Source organism: Vibrio hangzhouensis, from assembly GCF_900107935.1.
Taxonomy (GTDB): Bacteria; Pseudomonadota; Gammaproteobacteria; order Enterobacterales; family Vibrionaceae; genus Vibrio; species Vibrio hangzhouensis.
The window spans coordinates 156865-172657 of the sequence record NZ_FNVG01000004.1 but is presented as its reverse complement, the minus strand read 5'-3'; the positions used below and the strand labels follow the sequence as shown (position 1 = coordinate 172657).

The 15793-nt window shown below is 46.4% G+C and carries 14 protein-coding genes; 11 read left to right on the top strand and 3 right to left on the bottom strand.

Features of this window, described 5'->3' with window-relative positions; translation table 11 throughout:
* The first annotated feature begins 161 nt into the window (after window positions 1-161).
* From C4S60_RS05980 to C4S60_RS05965, 5 genes are all read left to right on the top strand, one after another.
* Complete coding sequence (locus C4S60_RS05980; RefSeq protein ID WP_103879425.1) at window positions 162-590, top strand: VOC family protein; 429 nt, start codon at window positions 162-164, stop codon at window positions 588-590.
* 107 nt (window positions 591-697) lie between these two features.
* A complete protein-coding gene (locus tag C4S60_RS05975) occupies window positions 698-2050 on the top strand; it encodes an NfeD family protein (RefSeq protein ID WP_103879424.1) in 1353 nt (450 codons plus the stop codon).
* Window positions 2043-2822, top strand: a complete 780-nt coding sequence (locus tag C4S60_RS05970) for a slipin family protein (protein ID WP_103879423.1) — start codon at window positions 2043-2045, stop codon at window positions 2820-2822. Before C4S60_RS05975 ends, C4S60_RS05970 begins: the two co-directional genes overlap by 8 nt.
* Before the next feature lie 202 nt (window positions 2823-3024).
* Window positions 3025-3195: a hypothetical protein gene (locus tag C4S60_RS23515; RefSeq protein ID WP_160111337.1), complete on the top strand. Its 171-nt coding sequence runs from the start codon at window positions 3025-3027 to the stop codon at window positions 3193-3195.
* A gap of 602 nt (window positions 3196-3797) precedes the next feature.
* Window positions 3798-4367 carry a DUF2959 domain-containing protein gene (locus tag C4S60_RS05965; RefSeq protein WP_425275110.1) on the top strand — a complete coding sequence of 190 codons (570 nt, stop codon included), beginning with the start codon at window positions 3798-3800 and terminating at the stop codon, window positions 4365-4367.
* A gap of 29 nt (window positions 4368-4396) precedes the next feature.
* Here C4S60_RS05965 and C4S60_RS05960 read toward each other — a convergent pair whose 3' ends face one another.
* The 3 genes from C4S60_RS05960 to C4S60_RS05950 form a co-directional block, all read right to left on the bottom strand.
* Window positions 4397-5494 carry a glycoside hydrolase family 5 protein gene (locus tag C4S60_RS05960; protein WP_103879421.1) on the bottom strand — a complete coding sequence of 366 codons (1098 nt, stop codon included), beginning with the start codon at window positions 5492-5494 and terminating at the stop codon, window positions 4397-4399.
* A 30-nt stretch (window positions 5495-5524) separates the two neighbouring features.
* Window positions 5525-6319: a family 16 glycosylhydrolase gene (locus tag C4S60_RS05955; protein WP_103879420.1), complete on the bottom strand. Its 795-nt coding sequence runs from the start codon at window positions 6317-6319 to the stop codon at window positions 5525-5527.
* 106 nt (window positions 6320-6425) lie between these two features.
* Window positions 6426-8714, bottom strand: coding sequence for a glycoside hydrolase family 9 protein (locus C4S60_RS05950; protein ID WP_103879419.1), 2289 nt, complete (start codon window positions 8712-8714; stop codon window positions 6426-6428).
* 377 nt (window positions 8715-9091) lie between these two features.
* On the opposite strand from C4S60_RS05950, the gene C4S60_RS05945 reads away from it, so the two are divergent.
* The 6 genes from C4S60_RS05945 (at window position 9092) to C4S60_RS05920 (ending at window position 15757) form a co-directional block, all read left to right on the top strand.
* Window positions 9092-10099, top strand: coding sequence for a LacI family DNA-binding transcriptional regulator (locus tag C4S60_RS05945; RefSeq protein WP_103879418.1), 1008 nt, complete (start codon window positions 9092-9094; stop codon window positions 10097-10099).
* An 18-nt stretch (window positions 10100-10117) separates the two neighbouring features.
* Window positions 10118-11359 (top strand): ABC transporter substrate-binding protein, encoded by a 1242-nt coding sequence (locus C4S60_RS05940; RefSeq protein ID WP_103879417.1) that lies wholly within the window; start codon window positions 10118-10120, stop codon window positions 11357-11359.
* A gap of 63 nt (window positions 11360-11422) precedes the next feature.
* Window positions 11423-12412, top strand: a complete 990-nt coding sequence (locus tag C4S60_RS05935) for a carbohydrate ABC transporter permease (protein ID WP_103879416.1) — start codon at window positions 11423-11425, stop codon at window positions 12410-12412.
* Between the two features lies 1 nt (window position 12413).
* Entirely contained in the window at window positions 12414-13307 is an 894-nt protein-coding gene (locus C4S60_RS05930; RefSeq protein ID WP_103879415.1) for a carbohydrate ABC transporter permease, read from the top strand.
* Between the two features lie 7 nt (window positions 13308-13314).
* Window positions 13315-14673 carry a GH1 family beta-glucosidase gene (locus C4S60_RS05925; protein ID WP_103879414.1) on the top strand — a complete coding sequence of 453 codons (1359 nt, stop codon included), beginning with the start codon at window positions 13315-13317 and terminating at the stop codon, window positions 14671-14673.
* Complete coding sequence (locus C4S60_RS05920; RefSeq protein WP_103879413.1) at window positions 14666-15757, top strand: ABC transporter ATP-binding protein; 1092 nt, start codon at window positions 14666-14668, stop codon at window positions 15755-15757. The genes C4S60_RS05925 and C4S60_RS05920 overlap by 8 nt, the downstream gene beginning before the upstream one ends.
* Window positions 15758-15793 lie beyond the last annotated feature (36 nt).

Here is a 15793-nt window from a genome sequence, read left to right as displayed (position 1 = left end):
CGTTGTCTGGATTGTGGTCAGTTTAGAGATTTGGTCAGATAACTCTAATCAACGTTTGTTAAGAGAGTGATAACCACTGCTTATTATCAAAAGTTCCTTGACCTCAAGTTAACTTGAGGAATTAGGCTGGGTTTGTCATTAACAAAAAAGGGATAATGATTATGAATGGATATATTGAACATGCGAACATCACACTAATTAACCCAAGACACACGATAGAGTTTTTGTTGGCTGCGTTGCCCGACTGGAAAATTCGTGGTCAGGGGCGAATGGAGAATTGGCACGGTAAGGACGTGGAGTGGTTCCATGTGGGCAACGAACACTGTTACATTGCGCTCCAGTCAGGGGGCGATAAAACCTTGCCCGACTGGACGACCCATTGGACTGGAGTAAAGCATATCGGTATTGCTGTCGATGATTTGAGCACACTGGTGGAGCGCTTGAGTAACGCGGGTTTTGAGTTGGATCACTGGGGAGGCGAACATCCTCACCGCAGAAGTGCTTATTATGTTGATGAGCACAATATGCAATTTGAGTTTGTGGAGTACTTTTCCGAACTGCCTAGTGAACGTAACGATTATTCACAATGACACAATCCCCTGGCTGAGCGGAAGGTTTTGTTCAACCTCATTGTAATAATAATGATTTGAACATATTTGAACTACACTCAAATAGTACACCCACTAAGGAGAGGGTTATGTGTAGAGCAGCGTTAGTCGTTGTCTTTGCCTCTCTTTTATTCACATTGAATGTCACTGTGGCTCAGACTCCCCACAGTGAACAGGCAAAATCGACGATACCTATTCTCACCATCAGTGGCGCTATTGGGCCTGCTGTGGGTGACTACGTGATTGAACAGCTGAAAGAAGCGGATCTCGAGCCTCAAGTGTCTGCCGTTGTTATTACTTTAGATACCCCAGGAGGACTTGTCTCAAGCCTGAGGGACATTAATCAGCAGATACTCGCCTCTCAGAAACCAGTGTTGTGTCTTGTCTATCCTAAAGGAGCCAGAGCGGCCAGCGCTGGAACTTATATTTTGTACGCCTGCCATATTGCCGCGATGGCGCCAGCGACCACCCTCGGGGCGGCAACACCCGTTAATATCGGTAGTTCAGGATCAGATCAGGAAGATGAGAAAAGTAATGAGCCTAGCGCTATGGAGAAAAAAGTGCTGAATGACTCTATTGCTTATATACGATCATTAGCGCAACTTCGCGGACGCAATATTGAGTGGGCTGAAAAGGCGGTGACAGAAGCGGCAACGCTTTCCTCACAGGAGGCGTTGGAAATGAATGTGATCAATCTGATAGCGGACGATCCAGAGTCGCTGGTGGCTCAGTTAGACGGGCAAGTATTAGAGTTCAATGATCAAGTTGTGGAGCTGAATTTATCTGAAGCGACCCTGATACCGGTTGATCCTGATTGGCGTCATGAGTTTATTGCCACCATTACCAATCCAAATATTGCCTACATTCTGATGATTATCGGTATCTACGGACTGATACTTGAGTTCTATAGTCCTTCATTCGGTATTGCTGGCATTATTGGAGCAATCTCGCTGATGTTGGCGTTGTACGGGTTACAGATGCTACCCATCAACTATGTTGGATTTGGTCTGATTGCCTTAGGGCTGTTGCTATTGGTGGCTGAGTCTCTGGTGCCCAGTTTTGGACTGTTTGGATTTTCGGGGGCGATTGCATTTGTTTTAGGTTCTATTTTCCTCATTGACAGTGATTTGCCCGCGTTTCAGGTATCGGTAGAGCTGATCTTCACTTTCGCTTTGCTGTCATTTGCCTTCATTGTTTTTGTCCTCCGAAGAGTTTGGACGCTGAGGAAAAAGCATGCGGTGATCGGCCAGGAGGCCATCTTGGGTATCCCGATGGAAGCCTCTGAGAGCTTTGAAGAGCAGGGCTATATTGTATTGGAAGGGGAACGTTGGTCGGCAATTTGCAGTCAACCAATACACAAGGGGGATTTAGTTGAGGTAGTGCAAATTGAGGGCTTAACTCTGGTTTTGAGAAAGCTAGCTGGGAGGAAAGAACATGTTTGAACAAGTCATAACACACGGCTTGCTGACGCCGTTGGCATTGATTGTCCTGGTGGTAATGTTAGCGATCAGCTTGTTTCACATATTGCGCGAGTATGAACGAGGTGTGATTTTTTTCCTCGGACGATTTCAAACCGTGAAAGGACCGGGTCTGATCATTGTTGTGCCTTTCATTCAACAAATTGTCAAAGTCGATTTGAGGACAGTGGTAATGGATGTCCCAAGTCAGGACGTGATCAGTCGGGATAATGTGTCGGTACGAGTTAATGCAGTGATTTACTTTAGAGTGGTTGATCCTCAAAAAGCGATCATCAATGTAGAAGACTATATGGCCGCAACCTCACAATTAGCCCAGACCACGTTACGTTCAGTTTTGGGGCAACATGAACTGGATGAAATGCTCGCCAACCGAGAGATGCTGAATGCCGATATTCAGGCGATTTTGGACGCCAGATCCGATGCTTGGGGGATCAAAGTCTCGAACGTTGAAATCAAGCACGTCGATCTCAATGAAACTATGATCCGAGCTATCGCAAAACAGGCGGAGGCTGAACGTGTGAGACGCGCAAAGGTTATCCATGCATCCGGCGAGATGGAAGCGTCACAAAAGCTAGTCGAGGCAGCCTCAAAACTGTCAGAAGAACAAAATGCAATGCTGTTAAGGTATTTGCAGACACTGACCGAGATAGCGGGGGAAAAGAGCTCGACTATTCTGTTCCCGATGCCGATGGACTTCTTAGAAGGTCTGTTTAAACCCAAAGGGGGTAAGGACTAGCGTTTCTATCATCACTTCGAATAGGTCGTCGAGTGTTTGACTTTTGTTTTAAGACCATGATTTAGCGAGTTAAATTAATATTTGCCTTTTAATCGAATATGAAGAGTGGTTAACTGGCAATGTTGCTCATGGTTACGAATTTGCCGATATTTTGGAGAGCCACTACTGTGTGGGGGTCATCCTTTTATTCGGAGAAGTGAATATGACCGACAAGAAAGAAACCCTGAGTGACGTAGAGAAGCAACGACAAGAACTGATGGCCAGACTGAAAGGCGCGCAAAGCCAGATGCAAAGTTCGGGTGCAGAAAAAAGCAACGCTTCCGGCTTTCTTGATGTAATGATCAAAAGTACTGGTACCTTTGAAAAACAATAGCCTGAATTCAATCGGGTCGATAAGATCTCGAAAATGGTGTTCCAGAGTATGGAACACCATTTTTTCATTATGAATATTACAAAGCCTCATTTATCCCGCGCAAAATTGAAAAATCCTCATTATCTAAATCTCCGCATACTGTTACTGTAAAGAACTACCCCAAGGATCAGGGACAGCAATATGGAAATTTGGCTTAAAATCGAATACGTTTTACTGCAAATTTGGGCCGTGTATGTGCTCAGAGCTTTGCTGTTTACTTAGTCGTCCCTCACAAGAATGGGAATTTGTGGATACGCGGTTTATGGGCTCATCGAACCATGGCTACACATTGAGAAGCCAAGCAAAGCTATCGTTCAAGATGGAGATCCTCGGTTCATACTGTGAACAGCACTGGCAGCATCGCTAGATAAAAAATCACCGTACTTAGCAATGACGAAGCTCCAAGTTAGTCGAACTAGTGCTGTAAATTTTTTTTCATCATCGTTATATTGTGGGGCAAGCAAACTCATTGTTATGGAAGAAGAATATTTATGCGGTGGTTATTAATAGGCGCTCTCTCGATGGTGGCGGTGACGGGGTGTCAGTCCACTTACTACTCGGCGATGGAGAAGGTGGGATACCATAAGCGAGACATCATGGTGACTCGCGTAGAGGACGCTAAAGAGTCTCAGCAAGATGCACAGGAAGAGTTTACCAGTGCGTTGGAGGCCGTGTCCGCATTAACCGGCTTTGATGGTGGTGATTTAGAAGAAGTTTATAACAACATTAACGACAAATATCAGGACAGCGAGCAGGCAGCGGAAGAGGTTCGGGAGCGTATTGCCGCCGTGGAGGACGTATCAGAGGCCTTGTTTGATGAATGGGAGTCGGAACTTGGACAGTACACCAGTGCTAAGCTACGCCGCTCAAGCGAGCAGAAATTGAGAGAGACCCGTTCTTCTTATCAGACGATGTTAAGGGCGATGAAACGCGCCGAGCAAAAAATGACCCCGGTTCTGAATACGTTGCGAGATAATACGCTTTATCTCAAACATAACCTGAACGCCAGCGCCATTGGTTCTTTGCAAGGCGAGTTGATGAGTCTGGAAAGCGACATAGAATCCGCCATCAAGCAAATGAATGCAGCGATTGCAGAATCGGACAAGTTTATTGGCAAGCTCAACAATCAGTAATAAGCGATCAGATATCACGAAGCCCGCAGTTAAACTGCGGGTTTTTCTTTTTCTGATGTGGATAGCCACTTTCGAGCGAACACAGTACCCAGAGCGAATAAGAGCAGGTGGAATAGCCCGCCGCCTTTCCGGTTCGGTGAGGTCTCGGACTCTCTGTCTGGTGGGCAAATTGAAGACAACAGATTTGGCCAATGGAGCAGTATGTCCTTTACGCACCGCCCTGATTCGGAGTAGTTCTCCCAGCTTTTGTTGGCTTGAAATATAGAGGCGCCTTCAGGTTTGTTGTTGAGTGCCCAGTTGATATGGCTTATCTGATTGTCTGCCAGTAGTGTCATCCACTTCATTGTTTGTTCCCGGTCCACTGAACCATCACCGTTGGCATTAACCGTTCCCCATTCGGTGACAAACAGGGCAAGACCATTATTGATGGCAATTTGAACTTTGTTCCTCTGCTGTTCCTTGTGGGTTCCGGCATAGAAGTGAAGCGCGTACGCTATGTTCTCATCATCAATAGGGTCATAAGAGGCCACATCGACATCCTGAGACCAATTGGGGGTGCCGACGATAATCACGTTATCCGGATCGTGGGAACGAATTTCAGCGATTATAGTTTCAGCATAGGGTTTGATATGTTGAGACCAACTGATGTTCAATGGTTCGTTGAAAACTTCATAGATAACGTTGTTGTACTCTGCGTAATTTTGGGCGACGTAGTCAAAAAAACGTTTTGCCGTGGTGACGTCTTGGTGTGCATTGTGACTGTGAAAGTCAACGACGACATAAAGATCCTGATCAATTGCAGCTTGTACCACTGTATCGAGTCGATGCAGGTTACCGTCCCAGTCATCTGTCAGGCCACCTGTCTCTTCATGACCAATGGCGGCTCGAATAACGTTGATTCCCAGTTCTGCTTTTGCTTGCGCGACGTCTTCAGAGGTGTAAAATTGTTCCCCTCCCCAACCAGAGTTGCTCCAAAACAGGCTGACACCCGATAATGTAACTGGCATCGAACCAGCCTGTAATTGGCCGTTTTTGACAGATAGAGCTGGCAGTTCACCAGTATAACCGCTGGACATGGCGGTAGAAAAAACAACTCCAATAACAGCGATTCGTATAAGCCTAATCATAAACTTCTCCTTGTTTATTGATATCGGTATTTACGGTGCCGGAGTCAGACTCAAGACCAGATGTCCATCAACGATATTGGCATTCATTGGACTAAATGTGGCGATATTGGTCTCGAATCCCCAGTCCCCTTTACCCCAACGATTGGAGTCGAAATAATCAAAGTCGTCTCGCCATGCGAGGGTGAACACACCGTTCTCGAATCGGTAGTATTCAATCCAATCGATAGTTTGTTGTAGAGGGAGCGTACTGGCATCGAATTTACCCACCCAATCTACAGATTCGGCAACCCACAAATTCATGCGATAGCTTTGGGGGGAATCGCGCATTTCTCTGACTTGCAGAGAGTGCACTGCTAACTCTTGATGCACAGTTTCACCGTCTACCTGCCAGGTGATTTCATCGGGAGTCCAGACCAGTGAATATTCATGAAACTCCTCAATGTTATCAATAATATGAAGGTTTTCTGAATGCACTCGCGCACTGGCCTCGCCAGTGATTAGGTTTGTTTGTAGCAGGTTTTCCTGTTTGCCTATAGATTCTATATCTATCTCACGCCAAGGGATCCCACCAACCCAAGATTCGTTATCGTAAGCAAAAAACGATGACACTACACCGGGTTTTGACACCATCTTCATACGAATGACAAACTTCCCGAACAGAACTTTGTCATGGCTAAACACTTCAGCTCCGTGCAAAGGAAAAGGGCTATGGTTAACTGAGTCGGTATGATCCCTGCCCGGTTGAGTCGGAACCAAAGTGTCAGTTGAGCAGCCGAGTATTGATATCAACAGTGTCGTCAGAGTAAAAAGTCGAAAGTAGAGCATGTTACTACCTGTTAGCTGTAAGTGATGAGTGGCACCTCATAGGGTGGGGCGCCACATTCTGGAAAAGAGCGTTGTGCTCTCTTATTTGTGCGATGAGGTGCACGGGTTAATTGAGCTTGCCTTCGTCAAGCGCTGATGCAACCCAGACAAGCGGAGCATTCCAGTTGATGGTGATCTCGTTAAGTGACCATGCACCAATATTGTCTTTGTAACAGGTCTGCCCAACGCACTTACCCTTCATCGTCGCTGCAATGGGGTCGGAAAAACTGATGGAGTTAGGACCACCAATCAGTGCCCCGGGAGCGGGAGCTGGTGAGTTTTCATCTGCTGCTTTGGCCCAGAAACGGTGATGAGGGTTTTGTGCCGCATTGGTTCCATAGCCTGTAACATAAGAGATGTTCATAGGGTTAGCGCCCAAAATATAATCCATCGCGTTAGCGGCAGCTTTCAGATAACGCACGTCACCAGTGAAATCATTGGCATAAATCAGGAACAGGCTGCGGTTAACCAGATTTGAGTTGGATCCCCAAGGGTATTGCTTAACAGAGTAAGGAATGTGATAACCTTCGGCAGAGACCTGGGCTTCATAGCGCGCTGCTGTTGCAATAATGTTTTCTCTGGCTTGGGTAATGGCTTCGCTACCTAGCTTATTGGGAACCACAGCCAGACTAACAGTGCCTAAAGGTGCAGTGTACTGCCAGAAAATATCACCGTCGGTTTCAATATTGCCTTTCGGTGTTTCCAGGTAGTGCGGTGAGGCGGTTAGGTAATCCCGGTACTCTGGTTTGCCCGTAGAGATGTACAGCTCAGTTGCGGCCCAGTAAAAGTCATCACTTAGGGAGAGATCATCGTAAGGGCCTGAACCGGTAAAGTTGTCATAGGCGAAGACTTCAGGCTGCTTGACCGCGGCCTTCCATGCACGTTCCGAGGCGGTTAAACAACGCTGCGCAAAGCTTGAGTCAATCTCACGCCAGATTCGTGCACATTGTGCGCCGATTGCGGCGAGATTGAGTGTTGCGGCGGTACTCGGCTGACCCACATAGCGCTTCTTGTCGTCTTTATGTGGTGGCAGTGGCATGCCTGTCCAGACTTCATCGGCGATTTTGTGAAACGCCATATACGACGCATCTATTCTGGTCAGTTGGAGCGATTTGTCGTCAGACTGATCGCCGACAGGGACACTGACACTCTTACCTTGAGGGATTTGCATCGATAGCATGAATTCGATGTTCCAGCGAGCTTCGGAGAGGACAGGGTTGACCTCAGAATTGGCTTCAGGGATGTTAACCGTTTCGTTTTCGAATGGCTGCGCGGCACTGTCGAGCCACTTTCCTCGCTCATAAAGGTTAAGTAGTGTCCATGTTGTAATACCGCTGTTGACCGTGTACTTGCCATGATCCCCGGCATCGTACCATCCACCTGTTACGTCAATCGAAAAGTCACAGCCAGGCCAGTGATTCCCCCAGGCATCTTCTTTGTCGAAACACGTTACGACATCGTTCAGGTGGCCGGCCGGACGCGCCAAATCCGGGCGCTGAACAAATCTGGATTCAATCTCGATACCACTCCGGTTTTGATAAAAATAGGAAAAGGCGTCGTGCTTCAGTTCCCGATAGAGGTTTTTCTGTATGCTAAAAGGAAAGCTCTTCTCACCATCAACGCTTACCGTGAGCCCTGTCTGCTCCGCTGTGATGGCCGACAGGTCAACTTGGTGAAGATGCTCGCCGGAGGCTGGGTTTAGGCCGAATACTTGGGTCCGACCAAGATCGATGTTGATGCCCTGAGCATTTTGTAGAGTCCAGCGTAAAGGCTCCTTAGATTCAGATGCAATGAAGATCAACTTGTCGGCGTTCGGATAAAACCCGACCTGATTGGCACGAATCGGTGAGTTCTCGGCAATTTCAATATAGGGTTTACCCACGACAGATACGTTGCTGACGCATATGCTTCCGGTCTTTTGAGCGCCCATCTGGAACTGAAACTCACCACCAGCGTCACTCGTGACATCGTGGGTAAATTCGTAGGCATAAGACTGTTTGCTTGTTGAAAGCAGAGTATCCTGGTTGAAGTAGTGGGTGTAAGGAGGCCCTTCGTGTTGAATCAGGGTTTTCATTTGGGTTTCGACGCTGGCATAAGCATCAAAATGGATGGTGTACTTTTCGCCCTCAGTAAGGCCAATACCGGCGTGACCCAGTATAACACTCCAAGGATCACTTCCGGTACTGGTAATATCCATACAAGCTTCACCATTAGCGGTATTTATTGTACCTCCCGTTGTCCACCATCCATCTATTCCTTTATTAAAACTTCCATTTCTGATCATCTCTTCGGCACTAATTGGTGCACTAATGGCAATTCCAAACAGTAGTGAAGTAGTAACTATATATTTTGTCATGTCATCCTCCATTATTCTGTTGAAAATTAGAGCGTTTAATAGTCTTAGGGATATAAGAATAATTGTTTTTTGTGAATTTGGAGCTGTTTATTAATTGTGCTTGTGGCTGGCTTATCATTATGTTGATAGTTGATGAATATGTTTCATGAAATAATAAATAGTTCATTCAATTTAGCTTCCTTATAGGATTAAATGTATGAAAAAGTGTTTCATGAAACAGTTTCATGGGAGTGTGAAAAACTGCTGTAGCATTCAATAATTAGTAAAAGCCTCAAAAAAGATAAAGTTTACTGTGATGTTTCTCACGCATTAGCTGTCGATAATCTTAAATACTGGCCTTGTAAGCGGTTTCAAGTAAAGGTGCTATCGAGGTTCTCTTGGCAACAATTAAAGATGTTTCAGAATTAGCGGGCGTCTCTCAGGCGACAGTATCCCGAGTCATAAATGGGACAAGTCGTGTGAGTCATGACAAAAAGCTAAAGGTTGAAAAGGCGGTCAAAGAATTGGCTTATAAACCGAATTCTATTGCTCAAGCGCTCGCATTTAGCAGAACAGGTAGTGTCGGGATCATGGTGCCGGAACTCGGGGGACCATTTTACTCTGGAATATTACATAACATCGAAGAGCACCTTAGACGGTTTGGGTATCACGTAGTGGTTAGTGCGGGGTCAAATACCGAGTCGAGTCAAAAGGAGTCGATAGAGTTTCTTTTAAGCCGTCGAGTCGATGCTCTTATTGTGCATGCCCAGAACATCTCTGATGACTATCTCATCAGTCTGGAGGAATCAGGCACACCAGTGGTACTCATTAACCGATTTATCCCGGAAATGAGATCGAGTTGCATCACAATAGACAATGAACTTGGGGGCAAAATCGCGACCCAGTATCTGCTTAAAATGGGTCACAAAGACATTGTTTGTATTACAGGTCCCCTTGATAAATCAGACGCCAGAGGGCGTCTGCAGGGGTATCGAAACGCACTGTTCGATGCAGGGCTTGAATATGATGAAGTGCTCGTTTCAGAAGCTGCATTTACAGAAGAAAGCGGTGCAAGCGCAATGAAAAAAATTCTAAGGAGGAAATGTCACTTTACAGCGGTATTTGCGTCAAATGACCATATGGCGCTAGGGGCCTTTGAGGCGCTCGCGGAACACGGATACTCAGTACCCGAACAAGTTTCACTGATCGGATTTGACGATATTTTATTCGCTCGCTATCTAACACCAAAGTTAACAACGATGAACTTCCCAATTGAACAAATGAGTTTAGAAGCGGTTCAACTTGTTATTCAAAAGTTAGGGAACAAAAAAGGTGAGGTTAATTTTAAATTATTGCCTTCACTTGTGGTTAGAAATTCAGTTAAGGATTTACTTACTACCCTATAATTCTATTAAGGACAAAATATGAAATTGAAGAATGTAGTACTTTATAGTGCGATCGCGCTAGGCACTGTTACAACTGTTAATGCTGAAGAAGCTATTCGTTTTGACGGCTTTCCGGATTTTGATAGCAGTCTGAAAGTATTATTGCCTGAATTTGAAAAGGAAAATAATATCAAAGTTGATTATTTAATGAATAATCACGGCGACCACCATACCAAATTAACGACAAACCTTGCTACAGGATCTGGTGCGGGTGACGTTATCGTTGTTGACGTAGAGAAAATCGGCCCATTTGTTGCCTCAGGCGGTTTGGTAAACCTGTCAGAGAAATACGGTGCGGATAAGTATGCTGAGCGTTTCGCTCCCTATGCTTGGGCCCAGGGTAAAGGTGCCGATGGCAGCATGTACGGGATCCCGGTCGACTTGGGGCCAGGCGTTATGTACTACCGGACGGACCTGTTTGAGAAAGCGGGGATTGATGTAAAAGAGGCCATCAAAGACTGGGATTCTTACATTGCGGCCGGTGAGGAGCTGAAAAAACAGAATGTTCAGTTAATTGCTTCTGCTGCGGATGTCGCACAAGCGATTATTTACACCACGGTACCTGAAGGCGAAGGGCTGTATTTTGATAAGGACGGTAAGCCTGTGGTGACGTCAGAGCGATTTGTCCATGCTTTTGAGGTCGCGAAGAAAATTCGCGATAAAGGTCTGGACGGACGTATCCTTGCCTGGTCAAACGAGTGGTATGAAGGTTTCCGTAACGGCACCTTCGCAACTCAACAATCTGGTGCCTGGCTACTTGGTCACCTGAACAACTGGATTGCTCCTGAAACGAAAGGTAAGTGGGCGGTTTCTAACCTGCCTGACGGTATTTACGGTAGCTGGGGTGGTTCATTCCTATCCATTCCGACTCAGTCTCAGCACCAGGATGAAGCATGGAAGTTGATCGAGTTTATGACCGCAGACAGAGATGCTCAGCTCAAGCACTTTGAGACCATCGCTGCATTCCCAGCTAACGTAACAACCTACGACGACAAGCTATTTGATCAGGAAGTAGAGTTTCTGGGTGGTCAGAAGGCTCGCCAACTATTTGCGGAAGTTGCGAAGAATATCAAGCCTGTAGCGCCAGCGAAAGGCGACCATGTTGCTCGTTCGATTGTACTGGAGAATGCGCTGATGGAAGTGCTTGATGAAGGTAAAGACATCAAGACAGCTTTGGCTGAAGCAGAGCGCCTGATTAAGCGCAGAACGCGTAACCTTTAATTCTTTATTTGGTATGAGTTAAGGGGGCGCGGGAGCGCGCCTCCTTTTTAAGAGGTCGTTACTATGAGTCAATCAGCGAGCAACGTCATGGAAGCTTCGTCAAGACAGAGTATTATTGCTCGTCTCAGTTTGAAGGCACTGACCCCTTATGGGTTTTTGTTGCCTTTTCTAATTATATTTTCTGTTTTCGGGATATTCCCGTTAATGTTTTCCGTTTACCTATCTTTCCACGAATGGAATCCAGTGGAAGGCTTGGGTGCGATGAACTATGTCGCGTTCGAAAACTATCACATCGCACTAACCGATCCCTGGTTATGGCGTTCATTAAAAAATACCTTCTGGCTGGCAATTACCTCTGGGGTGGCACAGCATCTGGTTGCCATCCCGGTGGCTTATATTTTGGTTTCTCTGGGAGACAGACTACGTCACTGGCTAACGTCTGCGTATTTTCTGCCGTTTATTACGTCAACAGTGGCTGCGTCTCTGATCTTCTTCAACATGTATTCACCCAACTCGGGGATCATCAACCAAACACTAATCTATTTGGCAGACAGTTCTTTATTTGGGTGGGCGTTTGCTTGGGTAAATAATTACCAACCTATCCGTTGGTTGGATGATGCAACGTTAATCAAGCCTTCGATCGCCATCATGGTTTTCTGGAAGTATACCGGTTTCAACATTGTGCTTTATACCACGGGATTAATGACCATTCCAAAAGACATTCTGGAAGCCGCCCGTATGGATGGTGCAAATGCCCTTCGTCGATTCTGGCATGTCTCATTGCCAATGATTCGCCCGTTTATCTTCTTCGCGGTGACCATGACCATCATTGGTAACTTGCAGTTGTTTGAAGAGCCGTTTGTGTTGACGCGTGGTGGCGGTGGTACGGGTCAGGCAGGACTGACAATTTCTATGTACCTGTACAAAGTGGGTTGGGAATGGCTCGAGATGGGCACAGCTTCTGCGATTTCCTGGCTGCTGTTTGCTCTGATTGCAGGTTGTACAACGATACAGTTTATTTTCTTCGGTAAGAAAGGTTTAGGGGAGCACTAATATGACGACGCTAACTCGCCAATCAAGCGATGTTCTGGCGCGAATTAAGCCCAGTGATCGTAGTGTAGAAATTTTTATTAAAGTGCTCATGGTGTTATTGGCAACACTCCTGATCATTTCAGCGATTGTCACGGTATTTCCCTTCATTTGGTCAGCGTTATTATCGACCCGAGATCGCAGTGAAATCTTTGGTACCGGTATTAGTTTTGCCATTGGAGACAGCCTGGCAATCAACTATGCCAAGCTGCAGGAAATAATGCCATTTTGGCAGGCCATGTTTAACTCGATTTATGTGGCTTTTGTCGGTACATCCATCTCATTACTGTTTTGTAGTATGGGCGGATATGCCTTTGCAGTGTACAAATTTAAAGGCAAAAACATCCTGTTCGGTATGCTGGTGGGCTCAATGATGATTCCACCGGTATTGAGCCTGATACCTTACTTCATGATCGTTAAGTTCTTAGGACTTTTGGATAATCATGTTGCGGTATGGCTCCCATTCACCACCACGCCTTTTGGTATTTTTCTAATGCGACAACACGTGGTGGCTTCGATTCCAAGAGAGTTACTTGAAGCGGCCAAGCTGGACGGAGCGGGTGAACTGCGCACCTATTGGAGTGTTGTCTTACCTTTGATGAAGCCAGCGCTGGCAACTTTGGCTATCGTTCAGTTTGTATTCTTCTGGAATATGTTTATGCAGCCATTGGTTGTGCTGACCTCACCGGAGAACTACGTTATTACTCAGGCTCTGAGAAGCGTTCAGGGCATCCCAAATACGCCTTGGGGAGCCGTCATGCTGGGTACGACCATCTCCATCTTACCTTTAGTGGTCACTTATCTCTTTGCGTCTAAGCAGATGATCAGTGGACTCACGTCAGGTGCGGTGAAGGGGTAGCGCTGCAATGACCAATCAATTTCAATTGCCCAGACATTCCCGAATGTGTTCTTCTGAGTTCCTCTTTGGTGTTGCGACCTCGTCTTATCAGATAGAAGGTGCCGTCAAAGAAGGAGGACGTTGTGACTCTATTTGGGACACCTTTTGTCGTGTCCCGGGAAAAGTAGACAACGGGGACAATGGCGACATCGCTTGTGACCACTACCATTTGTGGGAACAGGATATAGAAATGGTGCATTCATTGGGTGTAGATGCGTATCGAATGTCTATCGCATGGCCACGAATACTGCCAGAAGAAGACGCTGTAAACGTTAAAGGCTTGAGCTTTTACGAACAGATTATCGATAAGTGTCATGCGCTCGGCATGAAAGTTTACGTTACGCTCTACCATTGGGATCTGCCTCAATATCTGGAGGACCGGGGCGGATGGCTGAACCGAGAAACTGCCTATAAGTTTGCCCACTACGCTGATGTGGTAAGCCGCTATTTTGGTGACAAAATAGATGTTTATACCACGTTAAACGAGCCCTTTGTGTCTGCGTTTCTGGGGTATCGGTGGGGTGTTCATGCCCCGGGTATTTGTGGTGAGTCTGAGGGTTTTCTTGCCTCCCACCATCTTATGTTGGCCCATGGTCTGGCAATGCCGATATTACGAAAAAACGCTCCGGGTGCAAAACATGGGGTGGTATTCAACGCTACACCATTCTATGCCGAACGTGAGCGAGACATCGGGGCCGCCGAATACAAAGAAGCTGAGAACTTCCATTGGTTTATCGACCCGGTCTTAAAAGGAAATTATCCAAAAGTAGTACTGGATCGAGAGTTCGAACACAGACCAATGATCCTGGAAGGGGATCTCGACATTATTTCGGCCCCCGTGGATTACATAGGGATCAATTATTACTCCCGTGGCGTTGTTCGTTACGACGAAAACGGCGATATCGAATCGGTACCACAAACAGATGCTGAACATACCTACATTGGTTGGGAGATCTATCCGCAAGGTCTGACCGATTTACTGCTGCGCTTAAAGACGCGTTATTCCAACCTGCCGCCAATCTACATTACTGAGAACGGTGCTGCTGGAAATGATCAGTGTGTGGATGGTGCCGTAGACGATGAACAACGCCAGCATTACTTCCAAACACATCTATTAGCGGTGGATCAGGCCATTGAACAGGGAGTCAATGTCCAGGGATATTTTGCCTGGAGTCTGATGGACAACTTTGAATGGGCATTTGGATATGCCCAACGATTCGGCATGGTGCATGTCGATTATCACACGCAAAAACGAACACTTAAACAGAGCGCTATTGCGTATCGCAACATGTTACTAGCGCGCTCTGAGGAGAACAAAAATGGCTAAAGTCGAATTTCGTAATATTAAAAAGTCTTTTGGGGATGTCGATGTGGTGAAGCAGTTTGACTTTACCGTAAATGATGGCGAGTTTGTGGTCTTTCTTGGGCCTTCAGGTTGTGGTAAATCGACAACCCTGAGAATGTTGGCCGGCTTGGAAGACATCACCTCTGGCGATATCTATGTTGGTGACAGGTTGATGAATAAGATCGACGCAAAAGACAGAGATCTTGCCATGGTGTTTCAGAGCTACGCGTTGTATCCGCATATGACGGTGTATGAAAACATCGCGTTTGCTCTGAAATTGAAAGGGTTATCGAAACGAGACATTGATGTGGAGGTGCGCAAAGCGGCTACAATGCTGGAGTTGACACCATTACTGGATCGTAAGCCTAAAGAGTTATCGGGTGGTCAGCGTCAGCGTGTGGCGATGGGGCGAGCTATGGTACGTACTCCGAAGGTGTTTTTGTTTGATGAGCCACTGTCTAACCTCGATGCCAAACTTCGTGGCTCGATGCGAGAAGAGATTAAAGAGCTACACCGCAAACTGCAGACTACGACGATTTATGTCACCCACGACCAGATTGAAGCCATGACACTGGCAGACCGTATTGTCATTTTGAAAGATGGGTATGTTGCCCAGGTTGGCACGCCAACAGAGGTGTTTAAACGACCTGCTAATAAATTTGTCGCCCAGTTTATCGGCAATCCTTCAATGAACATGTTGGATGCACACCTTATTGATGTAGAAGGAGAATACTACATCGAGCTGGGCGGTATCCGAATTCCTCTACCAGAGCGCTTCAAAGCGCTGGCATCCAAAAACATCGCCTTGCATTTTGGCGTACGCCCAACGGACATCCATTTGAGAGCAGAACAGGTCGACCACGACCGCGTGGTACCGATTGGCGTAACGATTCGGGACAAAGAGTTGCTTGGTGCCAGTATTTTGTTGAAAACAGAGATAGAAGGTCAGCCACTTATGGTGGAAACCCAGGCTGCCGAGTTGGATGTCGACAACGTTACTCTGTACCTCGACCTGGATGCGATTCACCTGTTCGATGCACTAAGCGAGAACTCACTGGCGAGTTAATTGAATTCACTCTGTACTAACTTGAAGTCCCCTCTT

Excerpts from the sequence above, each read along its gene's own strand:
- C4S60_RS05935 (WP_103879416.1), top strand. The coding sequence starts at position 11,423 with ATGAGTCAATCAGCGAGCAACGTCATGGAAGCTTCGTCAAGACAGAGT.
- C4S60_RS23515 (WP_160111337.1), top strand. The coding sequence starts at position 3,025 with ATGACCGACAAGAAAGAAACCCTGAGTGACGTAGAGAAGCAACGACAA.
- C4S60_RS05940 (WP_103879417.1), top strand. The coding sequence starts at position 10,118 with ATGAAATTGAAGAATGTAGTACTTTATAGTGCGATCGCGCTAGGCACT.
- C4S60_RS05965 (WP_425275110.1), top strand. The coding sequence starts at position 3,798 with ATGGAGAAGGTGGGATACCATAAGCGAGACATCATGGTGACTCGCGTA.
- C4S60_RS05980 (WP_103879425.1), top strand. The coding sequence starts at position 162 with ATGAATGGATATATTGAACATGCGAACATCACACTAATTAACCCAAGA.
- C4S60_RS05975 (WP_103879424.1), top strand. The coding sequence starts at position 698 with ATGTGTAGAGCAGCGTTAGTCGTTGTCTTTGCCTCTCTTTTATTCACA.
- C4S60_RS05970 (WP_103879423.1), top strand. The coding sequence starts at position 2,043 with ATGTTTGAACAAGTCATAACACACGGCTTGCTGACGCCGTTGGCATTG.
- C4S60_RS05920 (WP_103879413.1), top strand. The coding sequence starts at position 14,666 with ATGGCTAAAGTCGAATTTCGTAATATTAAAAAGTCTTTTGGGGATGTC.
- C4S60_RS05925 (WP_103879414.1), top strand. The coding sequence starts at position 13,315 with ATGACCAATCAATTTCAATTGCCCAGACATTCCCGAATGTGTTCTTCT.
- C4S60_RS05950 (WP_103879419.1), bottom strand. The coding sequence starts at position 8,714 with ATGACAAAATATATAGTTACTACTTCACTACTGTTTGGAATTGCCATT.
- C4S60_RS05960 (WP_103879421.1), bottom strand. The coding sequence starts at position 5,494 with ATGATTAGGCTTATACGAATCGCTGTTATTGGAGTTGTTTTTTCTACC.
- C4S60_RS05930 (WP_103879415.1), top strand. The coding sequence starts at position 12,414 with ATGACGACGCTAACTCGCCAATCAAGCGATGTTCTGGCGCGAATTAAG.
- C4S60_RS05955 (WP_103879420.1), bottom strand. The coding sequence starts at position 6,319 with ATGCTCTACTTTCGACTTTTTACTCTGACGACACTGTTGATATCAATA.